This is a genomic window from Flavobacterium sp. GCM10023249 (assembly GCF_042653365.1).
Lineage (GTDB): Bacteria > Bacteroidota > Bacteroidia > Flavobacteriales > Flavobacteriaceae > Flavobacterium.
Window position 1 is genome coordinate 201,309 of record NZ_JBHSHZ010000006.1, and the last position, 19,136, is coordinate 220,444.

General features: G+C 36.1%; 12 protein-coding genes. 5 read left to right on the forward strand and 7 right to left on the reverse strand.

Features of this window, described 5'->3' with window-relative positions:
* Both ACFO7M_RS02490 and ACFO7M_RS02495 read left to right on the forward strand, forming a co-directional pair.
* The gene (locus tag ACFO7M_RS02490; RefSeq protein ID WP_379718484.1) at positions 1 to 864 is read left to right on the forward strand and encodes a hypothetical protein; all 864 of its coding nucleotides are present in this window, start codon (positions 1 to 3) and stop codon (positions 862 to 864) included.
* Between the two features lie 82 nt (positions 865 to 946).
* Positions 947 to 3,199 (forward strand): DUF5686 family protein, encoded by a 2,253-nt coding sequence (locus tag ACFO7M_RS02495; RefSeq protein WP_379733853.1) that lies wholly within the window; start codon positions 947 to 949, stop codon positions 3,197 to 3,199.
* Here ACFO7M_RS02495 and ACFO7M_RS02500 read toward each other — a convergent pair.
* Positions 3,182 to 5,455 (reverse strand): cation:proton antiporter, encoded by a 2,274-nt coding sequence (locus ACFO7M_RS02500; protein ID WP_379718478.1) that lies wholly within the window; start codon positions 5,453 to 5,455, stop codon positions 3,182 to 3,184. The genes ACFO7M_RS02495 and ACFO7M_RS02500 overlap by 18 nt on opposite strands.
* A 175-nt stretch (positions 5,456 to 5,630) precedes the next feature.
* Between ACFO7M_RS02500 and ACFO7M_RS02505 the strand changes: the two genes are divergently transcribed.
* Positions 5,631 to 8,051 (forward strand): efflux RND transporter permease subunit, encoded by a 2,421-nt coding sequence (locus ACFO7M_RS02505; RefSeq protein WP_379733855.1) that lies wholly within the window; start codon positions 5,631 to 5,633, stop codon positions 8,049 to 8,051.
* A 238-nt stretch (positions 8,052 to 8,289) separates the two neighbouring features.
* On the opposite strand, the gene ACFO7M_RS02510 is transcribed toward ACFO7M_RS02505, so the two are convergent.
* Positions 8,290 to 8,871 carry a hypothetical protein gene (locus ACFO7M_RS02510; protein ID WP_379733857.1) on the reverse strand — a complete coding sequence of 194 codons (582 nt, stop codon included), beginning with the start codon at positions 8,869 to 8,871 and terminating at the stop codon, positions 8,290 to 8,292.
* 476 nt (positions 8,872 to 9,347) lie between these two features.
* On the opposite strand from ACFO7M_RS02510, the gene asnS reads away from it, so the two are divergent.
* Positions 9,348 to 10,793 carry an asparagine--tRNA ligase gene (gene asnS, locus ACFO7M_RS02515; protein ID WP_379718469.1) on the forward strand — a complete coding sequence of 482 codons (1,446 nt, stop codon included), beginning with the start codon at positions 9,348 to 9,350 and terminating at the stop codon, positions 10,791 to 10,793.
* Between the two features lie 78 nt (positions 10,794 to 10,871).
* The gene (gene rpoN / locus ACFO7M_RS02520) at positions 10,872 to 12,341 is read left to right on the forward strand and encodes an RNA polymerase factor sigma-54 (RefSeq protein ID WP_379733859.1); all 1,470 of its coding nucleotides are present in this window, start codon (positions 10,872 to 10,874) and stop codon (positions 12,339 to 12,341) included.
* A gap of 139 nt (positions 12,342 to 12,480) precedes the next feature.
* On the opposite strand, the gene ACFO7M_RS02525 is transcribed toward rpoN, so the two are convergent.
* The 5 genes from ACFO7M_RS02525 to ACFO7M_RS02545 all read right to left on the reverse strand — a co-directional run bounded on the left by ACFO7M_RS02525 (position 12,481) and on the right by ACFO7M_RS02545 (position 19,131).
* Entirely contained in the window at positions 12,481 to 16,293 is a 3,813-nt protein-coding gene (locus ACFO7M_RS02525; protein WP_379733861.1) for a T9SS type B sorting domain-containing protein, read from the reverse strand.
* Between the two features lie 401 nt (positions 16,294 to 16,694).
* Entirely contained in the window at positions 16,695 to 17,423 is a 729-nt protein-coding gene (locus ACFO7M_RS02530) for a hypothetical protein (protein ID WP_379733863.1), read from the reverse strand.
* Between the two features lie 14 nt (positions 17,424 to 17,437).
* On the reverse strand, positions 17,438 to 17,731 hold the full coding sequence (locus tag ACFO7M_RS02535; RefSeq protein ID WP_379733865.1) for a hypothetical protein: 294 nt from the start codon (positions 17,729 to 17,731) through the stop codon (positions 17,438 to 17,440).
* 288 nt (positions 17,732 to 18,019) lie between these two features.
* Positions 18,020 to 18,466 carry a hypothetical protein gene (locus ACFO7M_RS02540; protein WP_379733867.1) on the reverse strand — a complete coding sequence of 149 codons (447 nt, stop codon included), beginning with the start codon at positions 18,464 to 18,466 and terminating at the stop codon, positions 18,020 to 18,022.
* Positions 18,467 to 18,732: 266 nt separating this feature from the next.
* The gene (locus tag ACFO7M_RS02545) at positions 18,733 to 19,131 is read right to left on the reverse strand and encodes a hypothetical protein (RefSeq protein WP_379733869.1); all 399 of its coding nucleotides are present in this window, start codon (positions 19,129 to 19,131) and stop codon (positions 18,733 to 18,735) included.
* Positions 19,132 to 19,136: the final 5 nt, after the last annotated feature.

Genomic DNA, 19,136 nt, shown 5'->3' on the forward strand with positions numbered 1-19,136 from the left:
ATGTCAAAGAAAACAAGGAAACAAATCAACAATAGTTTCAAGATTATCATTATTCTGTTAACCACTACACTCTTAGGCAGTTTTTTTTACATCTATAAAATATCTGACCGTACGAGAAATATGGTTATTTCCCTAAGAGAACAAAAAATGGAGATTTTAAAGGATTTGGAAAAATCAGAAACGGTACTCAACCAAACTTTGACTTCCAACCATTCGCTTTCCCAAAAATTGGAATCGGAAAAAGCAAAAGTCAAGAAGCTTATCGCCGACTTAAAAAACAAAGACGCTACTGAAAAAACCATCATTGTTTACCAAAAAAATGCCAATGACATTGATGGAAGAATTCAGTTGTTGACCAACGAAATTGAAGAATACAAAAAGAAAATAGACAGCACCAAAACGGCACTTAAAATAGAAAAAATAAAAGCTGACACCTTGGTTAAGGTCAACAAAAAACTGGAAACCAAGCTAACCTCTGCTTCCAAATTGTATTACTATAACTTACAAACAGCTACTTTAAAAGTTAAAAGCTCGGGGAAAAATATAGAAACTCAAAAAGCAAGAAGAGTAGATCTTCTAAAAATTAGTTTTATGATTGCTGAAAATGAATTTGCCAAACCGTCAAAAAAAGACATTTACATTCAAATCATAGACACGAAAAACAACGTCATCGGCACAAAAAAAACAGAAAAATTCGGTAAGGACATCCTAACCTATAGCGCTTATAGCAGTGTAAAATACGAAAGTAAGACTACAAAAATAGAACAAGAAATACCTGTTTCCGAATTGGAAGAAGGCACTTACTTCGTCAATGTTTTCGACAGATCAAAATTAGTTCTCAAAACCTCATTTGTCCTAGAGTAACCCGAAACGTTAAATAATCTGAAATACAAAAGGTTATTTCCTGCAAATACCGTTATATTTGCTCTATAATCCCACATTTTTAATGAGCGTTAAGAATACTACATTTTTTTGGGTACTGCTTGTGCTGGCTTCCTGCCAGATTTCTTTCGCTCAGGAAAGTAAAATTTCCCCAGAGAACATCATTAAAAAATGCATTCTTTCCACCAACCAAAACAACCATAATTTTGAAATACTAGCGTATACCAAACTTATTATTACAGCCGATCCCGAAAAGGTTGAAGGAAAAATTGACTCTATTTTCAAAACGAAAAGAGGAAAGAAAGTCTTGGTTGAACTTGACTCTTCCGATTATAATTTCAAACGAAAAATTAGCAAACAACACCTTTACCAAACCGAAAAACTTTCACGTTTTTACCACGAAAAAAACAAAAACAAAGAAAAGGTTTTAGCCACCAAAATGGCTGGTTTTCAAGAACCCATATACGAATATTTCGCATTACAGCTTCAGCCGTTTTCACCCTATGAAAACAAGTTCACTTTGGCTGAAAAGGATTTTGCCAGTCCAATTTCAAGATCTGGCTTAAAGCAATACGACTATACCTTCGAAGAACTCACCCAATTTAGCGATCGAAAAGTCATCGCCATTAATTTCAAACCCAAATCCGGAAAGAAAAACAATATGCTTACCGGAAAACTATACATTGATGCCGAAAAATTCAGTATTGCCAAAATGCAACTACAATCGGTAGGCATCATCAATGTATACTCGGTTCATGACTATTTTTTCGATACTCAAACTAATAATTGGTTTCCGCTAAAATCATCCTTAACCATCAAAAAAGGAAAAAGCAAAAATCCGGTAAAAATATTAGGCGAAACCATCACTTTTGAAGGCAACAACCCTTTGTTTCTTGCGGAAAACAAAAAAAACGCATCCGATTTTATTGAAATACGTTTCAAGACCAAATTTTACGGCCTTAAAACTGACCATCTTCAACCATTGAAAACCAAAGGAATTTCAGTAGAAATCAGTGAAAGAGCTATTGGTAAAAAAGAAAATCTATGGTACGCCCATCTCAACGACACTATTGATTTGCGCAGCAATCCAACCTATGTCTCAGTAGACAGTTTAGTAGAAGCTAAAAAAATTGAGCGTAAAATTAGAATTGGTCGAAAAATAATAAAAGGATACTACCCGGTTTCCTTTTTTGATTTCGATTTACGTTACCTATTCAAATACAACAACTACGAAGGCATTAGAATAGGTTTAGGCGGCGTTACAAATGAAAAACTATCGAAGTACTATAAATTGGAAGGCTATGCTGCTTACGGAACAAAGGATGGCTATTTCAAAGGAATGCTATCCAATTCTGTTAAACTCAACAAAAAAACTGAAACATGGCTGGGCATTTCTTACAAAGACGACGTTTCCGAAATCGCTAATACGGGTTTTGAAATCGACAAAAAAGTATTCAAAATATACGACCCTAGACCCTTCAACATTAGTACGTTCTACAACCATGAAACCTGGAAAGCATTCATAGAAACTAAATTCGTACCCAAAACCGAAAGTATCTTTCAGATTACACAAAGTTATATCGAACCTAAATTCAATTATCAGTTCGAAAATAACAACCAACTTTATACCGATTTCCGAGCGACAATTTTTACCGCATCCCTACAATGGAATCCTTTCAGCAAGTACATGCAAACACCGAATGGCAAGATTGAAATTGAAAAAAAATATCCTAAATTTACTATTCAGTTTTCGAAATCGATTCCAGGTTTATGGAGAAATAACTTTGATTTTGGAAAAATCGATGTACGATTCGATTTACAGAAAAAATTCAATTCGAACCACAAATTGCTTTTCTTGGCCGAAGCCCAATATACTTTTGGTGATGTTCCTCTAACTCATCTTTACAATCATTCACCAAACAACTTGACCAAAGAAAGACTTTTGCAAAGACTTACTTTTGCAGGGCATGATAGTTTTGAAACCATGTATTTTAATGAATTTTTCTCTAACAAGCTTGCTTTTTTCCAACTGGAACATCAATTTCCAAAAATAGAAATCAGTCGGCAGGTAAAACCCGTTTTCTCACTCGTAAGCCGATATGGAATAGGAACATTAGACAACAAAGAAAAACATTTGAATATCGCCTTCAAAACACTTGAAAAAGGATATATGGAATCCGGATTTGAATTGAATCAAATCTTTAAAGGAATTGGATTTAATGCTTTTTACCGCTATGGTCCAAATCAACTTCCCAACTTCGAAGACAACTTAGCCATAAAACTAAGTGTTCAAATCAATTTAGGGTTTAATAATTAAGACCGAAGGCAAATTGTCCAGCCACTCACTTTGCGAATCCACTAAATTTTTCCAACTGTCCAAGCTAATCACCATTAAATCTTGTTTGATTAAAAATGGCTTTGATACATTTTCTTCATGTACTAGCGTAATATTATCAGGGTGTTTTTGCTCCAAAGTATCGATAGCACTTTTAATTAAAAAAGTGTTTTCTATCTGATTTTTCACATCCACAACATTCACCTTGGAATTATTATTGAATATAAACTTCTGTATATAATCCACCAGAAAGGCGTCTTCTGATGTAAAGAAAGGCACAAAAACTTTATCTGCGTTGTGAAGATCATTATCCACCAAAATACCAAGTGGCGTTTTATTTTTGGCAATAATCTGACGCGTACGTTCATCAAATATCGAATTGGCAAACAAACCCTCTTTACCAGTCAGTTTATCCAACAAACGATCCGGATTTATAATTCTTGTGGTAAACCCGATAACCTTACCTAAGATAGATCCTTCGAAGATGGATTTCCCTAAACCAACTAAAAGTAAATCATAATCCCCTTTGGAGGCAATTTCGGCAATATCATTTTCAATATCAGTTGTAGCTTTGAAAATAGTACTTATTGGTTGATTCAATGCTACCGATTCTTCGATGATAGGTACAAATGTTTCTTCTTCATACTCTTCAATATTATACCCATGCATTTCATCACTCACCGACAAGTGCATCGCTGTAATTGTAGAAGCCTCTTTTTGCTTTTTCACCATACTATTGGCTAATTTCAACAACGATTTACCCTTTTCGTAATTCCCGAAGGAAATCAAAATTTTGTACTTATTATTTTCGCTGGTAACCTCTTCCGGCAGCACTACTTCTTCCGATCTAAAAATCCAATTGATCAAATCCAAAGCCGGACCTGTCATAAATGTCGTCACTAAGGCCATTATAACCATCATAGTAAAGATCTCCGAAGTTAACACACCTAAATCGTATCCGATATTCAACACCACCAACTCCATCAATCCACGGGTATTCATCAATGCACCAATTGTCAAACTTTCTTTCCAGTTTTGGCCCACAAATTTAGCAGCCAAAGCACTACCTATAAATTTTCCAACAACAGCAACTAGAATAATAAATCCTGTTATTTTCATAAGATACGGATCGTTAATCAACCCGATTTGGGTACGCAATCCCGTAAAAACAAAGAACAACGGTAACAATAAAATCACCGCCACGTCTTCTACTTTTTCGATAAATATATTTCTGAATTTCGAGATATCAGGCATTATTGCTCCCGTCATAAAAGCACCAAACAAAGCATGAATCCCAATAATCTCAGTAGCATACGAGGACATAATTAACGTCAGAAAGAATATCGCCACAACCGGCTTACTCAAATTACCATTGTTCGAATACAAATCCCCTACTCTTTTCAAGAACGGTTTTACCAAGAAAAGCATCGCCACCACATAAATAATAGCCAAGCCAATTACATAAAGCGAACTCACAAAGCTTCCCGCCTTTACGATGGCGATTACAGCCGCCAGTAAGCACCAAGCTGTAATATCATCGGCTGCTGCGCAGGTGATAACGATTGTTCCTAATCGGGTTTTATGAATTCCACGTTCCTGGACAATTCGAGCTAAAACCGGAAAAGCAGTAATACTCATCGCGATTCCCATAAACAAACTGAACGAAAGAAACTCAACACCTTCAGGCGCAAATTGATGGTATATAAAATAAGCAAGACTAATTCCCAATGCAAAAGGAAATACAATACTCGCATGACTAATCACAACAGCGTCGTTCGCTTTATTTTTCAACACTTTCAAATCGAGTTCCATTCCGATAACGAACATAAACAAGATTAATCCTATTTGGCTTAGAAATTGTAAATTCCCCAAAGATTCCTTCGGAAATAATGCCTGTGAAAACTCAGGAAAATAAAGACCAATAAGTGATGGCCCCAAAAAAATACCTGCTATAATTTCACCGATTACAGAAGGTTGGCCTATTTTTTTAAATATCCAGCCAAAGAAACGAGCAACAATAATAATGGTAATAATTTGCGCCAGCAAAATAGCCAATGGATGATGCACATTATGCATCAACGACTCTAAAAATTGATGCCATTCCGTATTTCTGGAAGTCGGTGCAATCACTTTACGTCCTATTTCAAGAGATTTCCCCTGTCCTACAATCCAATACATTAGAGCAATGAATCCACCAGTGAAAACAAAATAAAAGATGGCGTTTTTTAACTTTTTCATAGTTGTGTCAAGTCGAGTCTATTGACAACAAAGATGGCAAAATAACCATTGAAATAAAAACAATCTATTAAATATTCATTATAATTTAAAAAGCATATTCATAGCATTGGAAAAAATCCACTTCAACTTCTTAATTCTTTAGGTTTTACTTACCTTTGTCAACCACTTTGGTTATATGAAAAAATTACTCAGCATAGGTTTTTGGGAACTAATTGCCCGAATCATTTTAAGAAACAGAATTATTATTTTACTTGGTGTTCTTTTGATCACGTTCCTTTTTGCTACACAGTGGAACAAGATTCGATTTACCCAATCGGAAGCCAATCTAATCCCCGCAGACGACAAAGTTAATGTAGACTACGATAAATTTCTGGACAAATTTGGCGAGGAAGGCAACCTAATTGTTATTGCTACTAAAGACCCCAACTTATTTACCCCAAAAGTATTTAAAGCTTGGAACGAATTAATGCAGAGCATCAACAGCCATAAAGAAGTAGATTTAATCATATCGGTAGATAATCTTAAAACACTGACCAAAAACGACACACTCAAATCGTTTCAGTTAACGAATTTAGTCGACTCTAATAAAATCAATGACCCGAACTATTTACAAGAAGTTCGAAAAGAATTACTCAACAACCTTCCTTTTTACGAAGGACTGCTTTTCAACAAAAAATCAGGAGCCATTCGCTCGGCCATTTACATCAACAAGAAAATTGTCAACACAAAAGCTAGAAAAGAATACATTCTCAACTCGTTGATTCCTGAAATAAAAAATTTCAAAGACAAGACCAATATAGAGCTTCATGTCTCTGGAATGCCTTACATCCGAACATTGAATGCCAAAACAATCATTGACGAAATCGGATTGTTTATTGGTGCCGCATTACTTATAACCGGACTAATATTCTTTTTCTTTTTCCGATCGGTAAGAGCCACTATCATCTCTTTAATCATAGTAATTATTGGTGTAATGTGGTCTTTTGGGCTTTTAGGATTACTAGGTTATGAGATAACTGTTTTAACCGCCTTGGTTCCTACTTTGGTAATCGTAATCGGAATTCCAAATTGTATTTTCCTGATCAACAAATACCATCAAGAATACCAAAAGCATTCCAACAAAGCCAAAGCACTTCAACGTGTAATTACCAAAACCGGAACGGCAACACTAATGACCAACCTAACAACAGCATTGGGTTTTGCTACTTTTATAGCCACCAACAATGTATTATTGACAGAGTTTGGTGTCGTAACATCAGTGAACATCATTACGCTGTATTTATTGTGCTTGGTCATTATCCCTATCTTCTTTAGCTATATCCCAGCACCTATCCCAAGACATTTAGGACACTTGGAAAGAGAATACCTAACCTCATTTTTCAAATGGATTGTCAATACCGTAAAATACAACCGTGTAGGCGTGTATATCGTAGCTATTTCGTTATTGATTATCGGAATGATCGGCATCCACCGCATGAGAATATCCGGAAGCATCATTGAGGATATGCCTAAAAAGACTGCCTTTTTCGAAGACATCCGTTTTTTCGAAAAAGAATTCGATGGCGTAATGCCTTTAGAAATCATGATTGACACCAAACGTAAAAAAGGGGTTATGAAATTATCAACCCTGAAGCGTATGGAAGAATTGGAAGAAACCATCATGGAAATTCCTGAGTTGTCCAAACCACTTTCGGTAGTGAATTTGGTAAAATATTCCAAACAGGCTTACTACAACAATAATCCTGATTTTTACGAATTGCCAACAGCACAAGAACAAGCTTTTATCTTATCTTATGCTAAAAACGCAACGCAGAATTCAAAGGAAAACCTAATGAAAAGCTACGTCGATTCTACTGGACAATATGCTAGAATCACAACTTTCATCAAAGACGAAAATGGCGAAAAAATGGAAGCAATCGAAGCGCAAATTCGCGCCAAGGCCAGCAAAGTATTCCCATCACCTCGTTACGAAGTAATCATCACAGGAAAACCATCGGTATTCCATAAAGGAACTAAATACTTGCTAGACAATTTACTTTCCTCTTTGCTTATGGCTTTTGGATTGACCGCAGCTTTAGTCGCTATCATGTTCCGTTCTTTTAAAATGGTACTGGTATCAATCATACCGAATCTATTACCACTATTAATGACCGCTGGTTTAATGGGCTTTTTGAACATTCCTTTAAAACCTTCTACTATTTTGGTTTTCGGTATCGCTTTTGGAATGTCTGTAGACGACACGCTCCGTTTCTTAGCACAATACCGTCTCGAATTATCGCGTAACGACTGGAAGATAAAAAAATCGGTATTCGCCACTTTCGATGATGCCGGCATTAGCATGTTCTATACATCAATTGTACTGTTTTTCGGATTCTCGGTATTTATGCTCTCTAGCTTTGGAGGCACAGTCGCACTTGGAGGATTAGTTGCGTTAACGCTCTTCTTCGGAATGCTTTCTAATCTGGTTTTATTACCTTCGTTAGTCCTTTCACTAAACAGAACTTTAGCCAACGAACAAGAATTCATCAAACCAACCATAGACATTCTCGAACCTAGCGACGAAGAAGTCGAAGCAATAGAAAAGAAAGAGAAGTAAAAAATCTATACTTGTTCAAATAATAAAAAAGCACCAAATATTTTGGTGCTTTTTTATCTAAATTATATTCTTACAATACGATTAAACTAGATATTTGACACGACTATATTTCAAAAAAAACGAGAAACAACAATTGAAGCCAAACTATCGTGATGAACAAAAACCAACATTACAACCAAACAAATTGAAACAAAAAAAACACCGATGCTATCGGTGCTTTTTTCTATATTAAAAACTATTAATTGAAAAACGAGGCGTCTAATTCATACTTGAATACTCCATTATTCAATTGAAATGGTCCTACCAATTCAGTTCCGCTATCAATCATATAAGTAAAAGCAAAAGTACCTTTTACAACTTTAGTAGCCAGATCAAATTCGGTTATTGTCAAAGTTCCGGAAACAGACTTGGTTTTCTTACCTTCACCAATGTGAACCAAACCCGCAACAATATCAGATCCGTTAATACCCGTAGTAATCTCGTCATTAATCGTATAAGTTCCAACAGCCCATTTCGACTGAGGAATTCTGATATTGATTACAACCGAATTACTCGATGGAGTATCTGCTAGAGTGATATCCGAACCCTGAAGCAATAAATAATTATAATCTAAAGTTGGATTCTTTTTGTAATTTTCAACAACAGTCTGAAAAGAATTGGCATCAATATACGTTTGAGGCTTTAAATTTGTATAAGCAACATTGTTAATATCTCCCGACATAAAGGTAGGTTCAACTATGTTTTGGTCATCCTCAGGTTCAGGACTACATGATGATAGCAATACTATCATTGAGGTAAAAATTAGGGCTAAATTTTTCATTTGTAGACGTTTATATTTTTTTACAAAGATAAAGTCCAAACTCCGCTAGAGATATTTTCTATTTGTTAAAAAAACGTTAATCGATGAATAATTATCAATAACGTAACGAAAAATCGTATTTACTTTAAATAAAATTCATAATAATTTTTTATTTATTAAACATTATTTAACAAAAGTGCAAAGTTTACTCAAAATAGAACAATTCAATATTCTTTATGTTTTTTCATAATTCGCTGACAAATAATCAATTAAATCCAAACTAGGATGCAAAAAAAACACACAAAAATCACAACTATCTGAAAATCAATTTTTTAGTGTTTTGCATTCCAAATCAGAAAAGAGCATAAAAATACATCTGTAGCTCTTTCATTTCTACCTTTCACTTTTCACACAAATCCACTATATTTGCTGATTATTAAGAAATTGTTTTTTAGATTCAGCCTCCTGAATTCTAATTTTTTAAATTCCTATTTTAAATGAGACATACAAAAGTTAAAGACTTACTAAACAGTACGAAGACATTACAAGAAGTAACAGCTAAAGGATGGGTAAGAACTTTTAGAAATAATCAATTTATTGCGTTGAATGACGGTTCAACAATTCATAATATTCAGTGTGTAGTCGATTTTGAAAACACACCAGAAACCACGCTAAAAAGAATTACAACCGGTGCAGCAATTTGCGTAAGCGGTGAGCTTGTAGAAAGCCAAGGCGCAGGTCAGAAATACGAAATCCAAGTAAAAAAATTGGAAATCCTAGGAGATTCTGACGCAGAAAAATTCCCGATGCAACCCAAAAAACACTCATTGGAATTCTTACGCGAAAATGCACACTTACGCGTTCGCACCAACGCTTTTGGCGCGATCATGCGTGTACGTTCCGTATTATCGTTTGCTGTACATCAGTATTTCCAACAAAAAGGGTTTGTTTACGTTAACACACCAATCATAACAGGTTCGGATGCTGAAGGTGCAGGGGAAATGTTCAAAGTTAGCGCATTACCGTTTGATAATACGCCACGAACTGAAGACGGAAAAGTAAACTTCAAAGAAGATTTCTTTGGAAAAGAAACTAACTTAACCGTATCAGGCCAGTTAGAAGCTGAAACCTATGCTATGGCTTTAGGTCAGGTATATACCTTCGGACCAACATTCCGTGCTGAAAACTCCAACACTTCACGCCACTTGGCGGAATTCTGGATGATCGAACCGGAAGTTGCTTTCAATGATTTGGCAGACAACATGGACTTAGCCGAAGATTTCATTAAATATGTAATCAAATACGCTGTAGAGAACTGTGCAGACGACTTAAAATTCTTAGAAGGTCGTTTGGCAGACGAGGAAAAACAAAAACCTCAAGCGGAACGCAGTGAAATGAGCTTGTTAGAGAAATTAAACTTCGTATTAGACAACAACTTCAAACGTGTTTCTTATACTGAAGCTATCGATATTCTAAAAGACTCAACACCGAATAAAAAGAAAAAATTCCAATACCTTATTGAAGAATGGGGTGCCGATTTACAAAGTGAGCACGAACGCTTCTTAGTGGAAAAGCATTTCAAATGCCCGGTAATTTTATTTGATTACCCAGCTAAAATCAAAGCGTTCTACATGCGTCTAAACGACAACACCGAACCTGGAAAAGAAACCGTACGCGCTATGGACATTTTATTCCCTGGTATTGGCGAGATTGTTGGTGGTTCACAAAGAGAAGAGCGTCTTGATGTTTTAATTGAAAAAATGAAAGCATTAGGAATTGACGAAGAAGAATTATGGTGGTACCTTGACACACGCCGATTCGGTAGTGCAGTTCACTCTGGATTTGGACTAGGTTTTGAACGTTTGGTTTTATTTGTTACAGGTATGGGTAATATCCGTGACGTAATTCCTTTCCCAAGAACACCACAAAACGCAGAATTTTAATAGTACCGTTCCATGTTTACAGTTTGATGTTAGTGGCCGAACCACTAATATCAAACACAAAACAACAAACACAATAGAATGCTTAAACAAAACTTACAATTCAAATTATCACAGAAGCTTTCTCCACAACAAATTCAGTTGATGAAGCTCATTCAATTGCCTACCCAGGCTTTTGAACAACGCTTGATGGAGGAAATGAATGAGAATCCGGCATTGGAAGGTGGTGATATCGATAGCGAAGACAAGTTTGAGAAAGACGAATTCGACAACAATGACGAGTACGATGATTTTGATGATAGCGACAGCATTGACGCCAACGAAATCAATATCGACGAATACTTAAGCAACGACGAAACACCTGACTACAAAACACAGTCCAACAACTATAGTGACGATGACGAAGACCGCGACACCCCTTTTGCAGCACCGGTTAGTTTCCATCAAGACCTAATCAATCAGCTGAACACGTTCATCCTAACCGATGAACAAAGAGATATCGCCGAGTTTTTAGTCGGAAGTATCGACGACATGGGCTACATTCGCCGTAGCATCCAGGATATTGTAGATGATATGGCGTTTACGCAAGGTATTTATACCGATGAGAAAACTGTCGAGAAAATCTTATGCATCATACATGAATTGGAACCTTCAGGTGTGGGCGCACGTGATTTGCAGGAATGTTTACTGTTGCAGTTGAAACATAAAACACCAACAGAATCTGTTGAATTGGCCATTAAAGTCATCGAAGATCAATTTGATGCGTTCACCAAAAAACACTACGAAAAACTATTGCAAAAGTTCTCGGTTACCAAAGAACAATTGAAGAAAGCGATTGATGAAATCGAAAAACTCAACCCAAAACCGGGTGGCTCTTTTGCAGGTAGTTCCAAAATAACCGAACACGTAGTACCCGATTTCGCCATCAGAATCGTGGAAGACGAACTGGAATTAACCCTAAACGGGCGTAATGCTCCTGAGCTGCACGTTTCGAAGGATTACCAGGACATGATGAAAACCTACAAGGACTCGAAAGACAAATCGAATGCCCAACGTGATGCAGTACAATTCATCAAACAAAAACTGGATTCGGCAAAATGGTTCATCGACGCCATTAAACAACGCCAGGAGACGTTATTTGTTACCATGAATGCCATCATGCACTTCCAACAGGAATATTTCCTTGACGGCGATGAAACCAAGCTAAAACCAATGATCTTAAAAGACATTGCCGATATGATTGGCTTGGACATTTCCACCGTTTCTCGTGTAGCCAACAGTAAATATGTGGACACGCCATACGGAACCAAGTTATTGAAAGACTTTTTCAGCGAAGCCATGGTCAACGATCAAGGTGAAGAAGTATCCACTATCGAAATCAAAAAGATACTGGAACAGGTTATTGCCGAAGAAGACAAAAACAAACCATTGCCCGACGATCAGTTGGCCGATATGCTAAAAGAACGTGGTTACCCGATTGCCAGAAGAACCGTAGCCAAATACCGCGAACAATTAGACATTCCGGTAGCAAGAATGCGGAAGAAAATATAAAGTATAAAAAAAGCCCTGCAAATGCAGGGCTTTTTTTATACTTTATATTTACAGCCTTTTAAATCCTTATACTAACGATAAATCACCATTAATAATTGACTACTCTTACCAAGGACTATGGACTTGCAGCTAAAAGTATTTACCGTTTCAACGCAAAATGTCCTTTCAAAATACGGCCATCAGTCAATTCTACGGTATACCAGTAGTCGGTAGCCGGCAATGGATTCCCAAGGTAAGTCCCATCCCAACCTTGACTTTGCGGACTGATTTGTTGAAGCAATTTACCAAAACGGTCAAAGATTAGGATCTTAGCATTCATTCGCTGTCCAAGTCCTTCCATGTTCCAGTAGTCATGATAACCGTCTCCGTTCGGCGTAAAGTAATTCGGAATACCCAACACACTAATTTCCATAGTCGCCGTACCGCAGCCGTTCAAGTCCTGAACATACAAAGTATACACATCAGCCGGGACATGATCAAAGGTAGCGGAGGTTTGGAAATTTACACCATCCAAACTATAAACATAATTCCCATTGCCCGACACAGTCACTACAACGGTATTGTTGGCCGACAAATCACGCACTTCTACATTGGTAATAGCAGCCAAATCAGAAGCCACTACAGTAATCGTTCTCGTTCGTGAACAACCTTCTGCATTGGTCACTGCCACAGTATAGCTTCCTTCCTGATTTACATTCAGCGTATAGCCAGTTTCGCCAGGAATTACAACACCATCTTTAGACCATACATAGGTATAATCGGTGATTGGAGTAGCATCTGTAATTGCTGCATCCAAGTTTTTGGTAATCGTCAGTTCGTTACATACAATTTCATCACCATTCAAATTGATAGCAGGCAGGGGATGTACAACAAATGGAATCGTATAAATCGCCTTGCAACTGGTGTTTGCCGGATTCACCACTTCTACGCGTACATTTTGGGTTCCGGTAACAAAAGGATTGGGTAACGGACTTGGCAGCGGAGTATTGTTCTGATCGAAGTAGTTCACCGTCATTCCAGTTTGACTTCCCAATAAGGTATTCTGAAACATAGAAGTATCAAAACCATACTTTCCGTCCTGACTGGCCGGACTCACTTCATCATCACAAACAGTAGTCAATGAAGTTGGAATAGCAAAAGCTTCCGGCAAATCATCCACGATAAACTGAATCGTCGTGCTATAAGTACAAGCAGTTGCCGTAGCATTAGTCACTACCGCACGGATGGTTTGTGATGCTGTAACAAATGGATTCGGTAACGGGCTTGGCAACGGATTGTTGTTGGCATCAAAATAAGCCACAGTCACATTCATTAACCCATTCAATAAATTACTTTGCAAATTCGTAGTATCAAACCCAAACTGTCCGTCCTGATTGTCATCACAATTTTGCAATACTTGCGGCTGCACAATCGGAATGCGCTCCACATTCAAAGTGATATGCTGTCCCAGTCCCAAACAATCGTTATTTACAGCACTGTCGACACGGATGTAAATGTTTTGGGAATTTGGATAGCCTATATTTCTATAATTCGCTGTATCGGCAATCGGATTTTGTTCCGCCAACGCATCAGCCAGATTCCGGTAATACGTAATAATCAATTGCTGACCCACCGGGAAAATTCCCTGTATCTGACCCGTAACACTACTAAAATCGAAACTACTGATACCATCATTATTTGTACCTTGAACAGCATCGTCACAAACCGTGAAGCTCCGTGTGAAATTGGGCGGTATTTGTGTAGTGGATACATTCAGATTCAATTGTGCCACTCGGAAACAACCAGAAGTATTCGTTACTTTTACATAAACTACATCATTACTCACCACTTGGTTAGTATAAGCCGTAAAGTTCGCAATAGGATTCACATTATTTTGCGCATCCGCTGCCGTTTCAAAATAGCTGAATGTCTCATTTTGGTAATTGGTTGAAACCAAGGCATTGGCCTGCGTTAAATTGAAAGCACTGAAACCATCGGTATTGTCGTCGCATTGTTTTAAAGAAACAAGAGGAGTAACTGTTGGCAACGAAAACACTTCGATAGCAAAAGATGTGGTTGCAAAACAGTTGGGATTATCAGTATTCACCACTTTAACATATATTCTTTCGGTAGGATTCGTATTGACATAGTTATTGGGAGCAGCAATAATATTCGTCATTCCCGCATCGGTATAATAAGCAATACTAAATTGCGATGCAGACTGTCCATTTAAAATTGCAGTCGCTTTTTGCGTCAAATCAATTCGTACGCGTCCGTCGGTATCGGTTCCAAAACTAGTAGTATCGCATGAAGTCAACGGAGCAATTGTTGCTGCAGGTCTTGGCATATCAAACACATCAATAGCAAAAGTTGTTGTGGCTTTACACTCCGGATTAGCCACATTATACACTTCAGCAATAATCGTCTGTTGTTGGTACGCTGTGGTAATAGGATAAGCATTCGGGGTAGCAATCGGTACATTATTCGCATAATCCGTCGCATTGGCAAAATAACGAATCAAATATTGATTGGTATCCTGTCCATTTAGAATGGCCGAATTTCTTGAAGTCAGATCGAAAGTAAACAATCCATTGTTGTCGCTGTCACATATCAACATATCTGCCGGTTGCGTAGCAGTTGGCAAGGCAGAAATAACAATTGTTCTACTTTTGGTCCCTGTAGTTCCCACATTACTCGTAGCCGTTACGGAAACAGTGTAAGTACCGGGAGCGACATAGGTATGATTCCCAGCAATACTGTTTTGAGTTGATGACCCATCCCCAAAATCCCAAACGGCATTCACTAACGTCTGATTGGTAGTTAGTGTAAATTGAGCATTGGCTCCCACGCAAGCATTGGTTAAATTAATGGCGGGTGTAAAGAAAAAAGACTGATTGAAAGCCGGCAAACCAGATTTTGACAGCCTTCCTGCCAAATCAACATTATCCAAAGCAACATTACAGCCTACACCAACCACATCTGGATTTTGAACAGAACTGAGTTTATTAGAAAGTAATTGAGCGATATAAATTTTCTTATCTGGTCCTAACTGTAAAGCCCCTAATCTATAAGGGAATTGATATAAAAAAAACTGGGTAGAATCAATATTGACAGCCGTTAGATCAAATTGATAAAGAGATTGTGTACCTTCAACACCAACATACAACACTTGGCTATTTGGCGAAAATTCCACACCATACACATAATTGGAATCGTTCATTACCGTAACCGGGTTGGAAATCACTCCTGTGGCATTGTTAAAGTCAAACAATTCCACAGTATTCAAAAACATATGACAAGCAGCCAATTTAGATCCATCGGGAGATACTTTCATATACCCCATAGAATTGTAATCATTGGAATTGCTGACAAAAGAACCCGCATTACTTTGAATCGGAGTTGTATTCAATCCACCAGAAGTAAGCTGATAAGAAAAAAAAGTACTACTGTTCCAGCCATGAGTGACAATCCAAAAATCGATATTATTGGCATGACGCACTACGGAAATTTTCTCACAGGAAGGCACATAAACCAGTACATTTTTAGCAGAAGCAACCACATCGCCCAATCCACCATTTAAATTCAAGTCAACTATAGAATAGCGAAAACCACCAACACCGGTCACAATATCAAGCGTAAAAACATAATACAAATGGGTGGATCCCGGCAGCGGCACTATGGTTGCTGATTGTGTAGAGGAATTATGTCCTAACAAGCCGGTACCGTTTGGCATAATCTGATGGTTTTTATTATAAATTGTTCTCCCGTCAGTATAAAGCAACAACTGCCCACTACCATTAGAAATAGTCGCACACCCTTCTAATGTGTTTAATTGCCCATCAGTCAAAGCAACCGGACTCCCGGAATTAAAATCCAATCCGGCCTTGTCACCAAAATACCAGATATTGGCTTCCCCTTGGGAATACGCAATAGACACTGTTAACAACAACAATAGGGCAATTTTCAATTTCATGGGGTAATTTTCTTATAAAAAAAACTCTGTAACAAAATGTTACAGAGTTTAACGGTGCAAAGGTATCATTATTTTCCCACGAAAATAAAGCCTTTGTCATTATTTAACTTAAACAAGGCAAGTATTGCAATAGGATAGAAACCAAACGTCACGCTATTTTACCAACCTGTCTTTTTTCTAGTTTAATCTGCTTGAATTTATGATTTGTCAATTTAGCAATACAACTAATTGTAGTCTCAATCATAAAAAAAGCTATAACTTAAGTTGTAGCTTTTTGTTTTATTATTGCTCAAAGTCAGGAGACTTTGCCTTTACTTTGAATTCGATAAAAAACTTTACTTTGTGTACGAGCTAGAAGCTTGCGCCAGCGTGGTGGATTATCGGTTTTCCAGAATTAAGAATTATTCTATAACCTTAACAGGAATAGTATTCTTACTCCTTATAATACCATGGTAAACTTTTACATTGTTATTTTTAATCGTTTGTAAAATATCTCTAGGCAAAACTCTTTGATAATTTGTACTATCACTTGAAATTGTTAAATTACACCTATAATCAACGCTTTCTTTAAAGTCTACGAACCCTTGTCTTACCCTATCAAAATTCGAAGGTTTTTTTAAACTTAAAACATCATAGAAATATAACGTCTCATTTGGATGAATAAAAAAAATATTGTTCCGTTCATAAAGTCCAAAAAATTTAATACTTGAATTATTCCCCAATTTTTTTTCTCTTTCTACAAAATCATCCATCATAAAATCAACATACTCACCTAAATGAGGATTAGAGCTATAAAATTTTTTTATGTAATATTTTTCTTCCTTATGATTTATATCAAAAATATGCAAATTTATTCCATTACAAAATACAGCATTATTTCTTAATGATTTCTCTTCTGTTAAATTATTTATAAATAAAATTTTATCGGAATAATTTTTTAAAGAATATTCAACAATATTAAGAGTGTCTTTCTCACTATTTTTTGAATACGCTAAAATACTATTATTCAAAATTTCCAACTCCAACTCACGCTCGGTCTTTTTATTTCCGCAAGAAAATAAAAAATAAAGAAGAAAAAAAGGCAAGATTTTCATCATTTTCTTTTGATTATAGTTTAAAATATATTTCATAAATCTTAAATAACTTAATGTTTAAAATTAGGAGACGCATCCACAGCTTTTTTATATTCACTCAAAATAAACGAATTATCTTCTCCCATTTGTATCTGATACCAATAAGCATCTCTTTCTATAACAGCCCAAACACCTCCATATCCCATCCAGCCTCTACCATATTTATTTTCCCAATATTGGAATGCAGTTTTAAATCCTCTGTAAGGAGTAGTATATTGCCAAGAATGCCTATATTCAATAAAGAGTACACTAGCATAATGAAAGTTATTACGAATCTTCGCTGCTTCAATCCTAACACCATGCACATCTGTGAATTATAATAATTTTGAATCTCATACTATTTTTTTGTATTAGTTAATCTAAATGTGGTCCTAGGTAGATGACCGTCTCTCTGTATAATACTTCTTTGCAAAATTATCTGATTTGCATTTACACCCGTTACGCAAAGTCTGCCTGCTTTGAGTTTTTTCAAATATAATAAATCACATTTTTAAATAAAAAAGCTACAACATTTCTGTTATAGCTTTTTGTTTTATTATTGCTCAAAATCAGGAGACTTTGCGCAGCGGGCAAAACCTTTGGTATACAATTTTTTATTTCTCTATTCTTCTTAAAAAAATTTCAGTACCCATCAATCCTGTTAAACCAACATATCTTTCCTGGCTATATTTAATATGCATGGTTTCTTTTGTAAGTGAAACCACTTTACCATCAAACATTGTTGTACAGTTTTCAAGCATTCTTGTGTCTTCGTAGAGAAAGAAAGAACTACAACCACCCGCATCTCCAGGAGTGTCCTCACAATTATAATGCATACGAGCATCCATATATCTTGTCGAATAAAAATCGAAATAATCATTTTTAGTAGCACAGAACGCCGCATAAGGCACTTTAGTACCATCAGCCTTAAGCACCGATTCAATAATCCAGCGTCCCGCCATATTCTGATAGGTTAACTTTACCTCTTTGCTTTCTGTATCATCGCTAGAACAAGAAGTCAACAAAAATACTGTCGCCAGTACTAAAACAATCTTTTTCATTAGAGTTTGGGTATTAATTATTTATTTAATCAAACAACATCAAGACTTGGGTTGTATGCTATCTATTTATAACACAAATCCTTTCGTAATTAGTTTGCAAACATAGCACTTTATTCTCAAATCGTTCATTCCTTAAAGTAAGAAATTACTTAAAAAATGCATTTCTACATTGTATTTATCCAAATACGTTCAACAAAAAAAGAAAGCGCCTCTCCCTTCTAAATACCCCCACGATAACTATGGTTTTATAATTATGATTAAGACAACTAATTATTTTTTTTTATTTTTAATAATCTGAGCTCATTCTGTCTAACAGAATCAATATATATTTTTAATTCTGTGCTTGTATAAAGGTCTAAACATTTCATTAGTATCAAACTATTATTCGGATCATGAGATTTATATTTTTTGTTTTGCCAATTTTTAATCATAGCCCAATATTTTTTATCATTAATGATATAAACACCCCTAAGATTAATTATTTGAGTATAAGTTGAACCATCATTATCAACATCATCACAATTTTGATATAACTCTTCTATGCAATCACAAACTGCTTGTTTTTTCAATTTTTCGAGTTCTTTTTCAATTGTGCTACTGTTTTTTTGTCCAAAAATGGTGTAACATGAAAGAAGTATAAACAGAATTAAAACATTTTTTTTCATAAAAA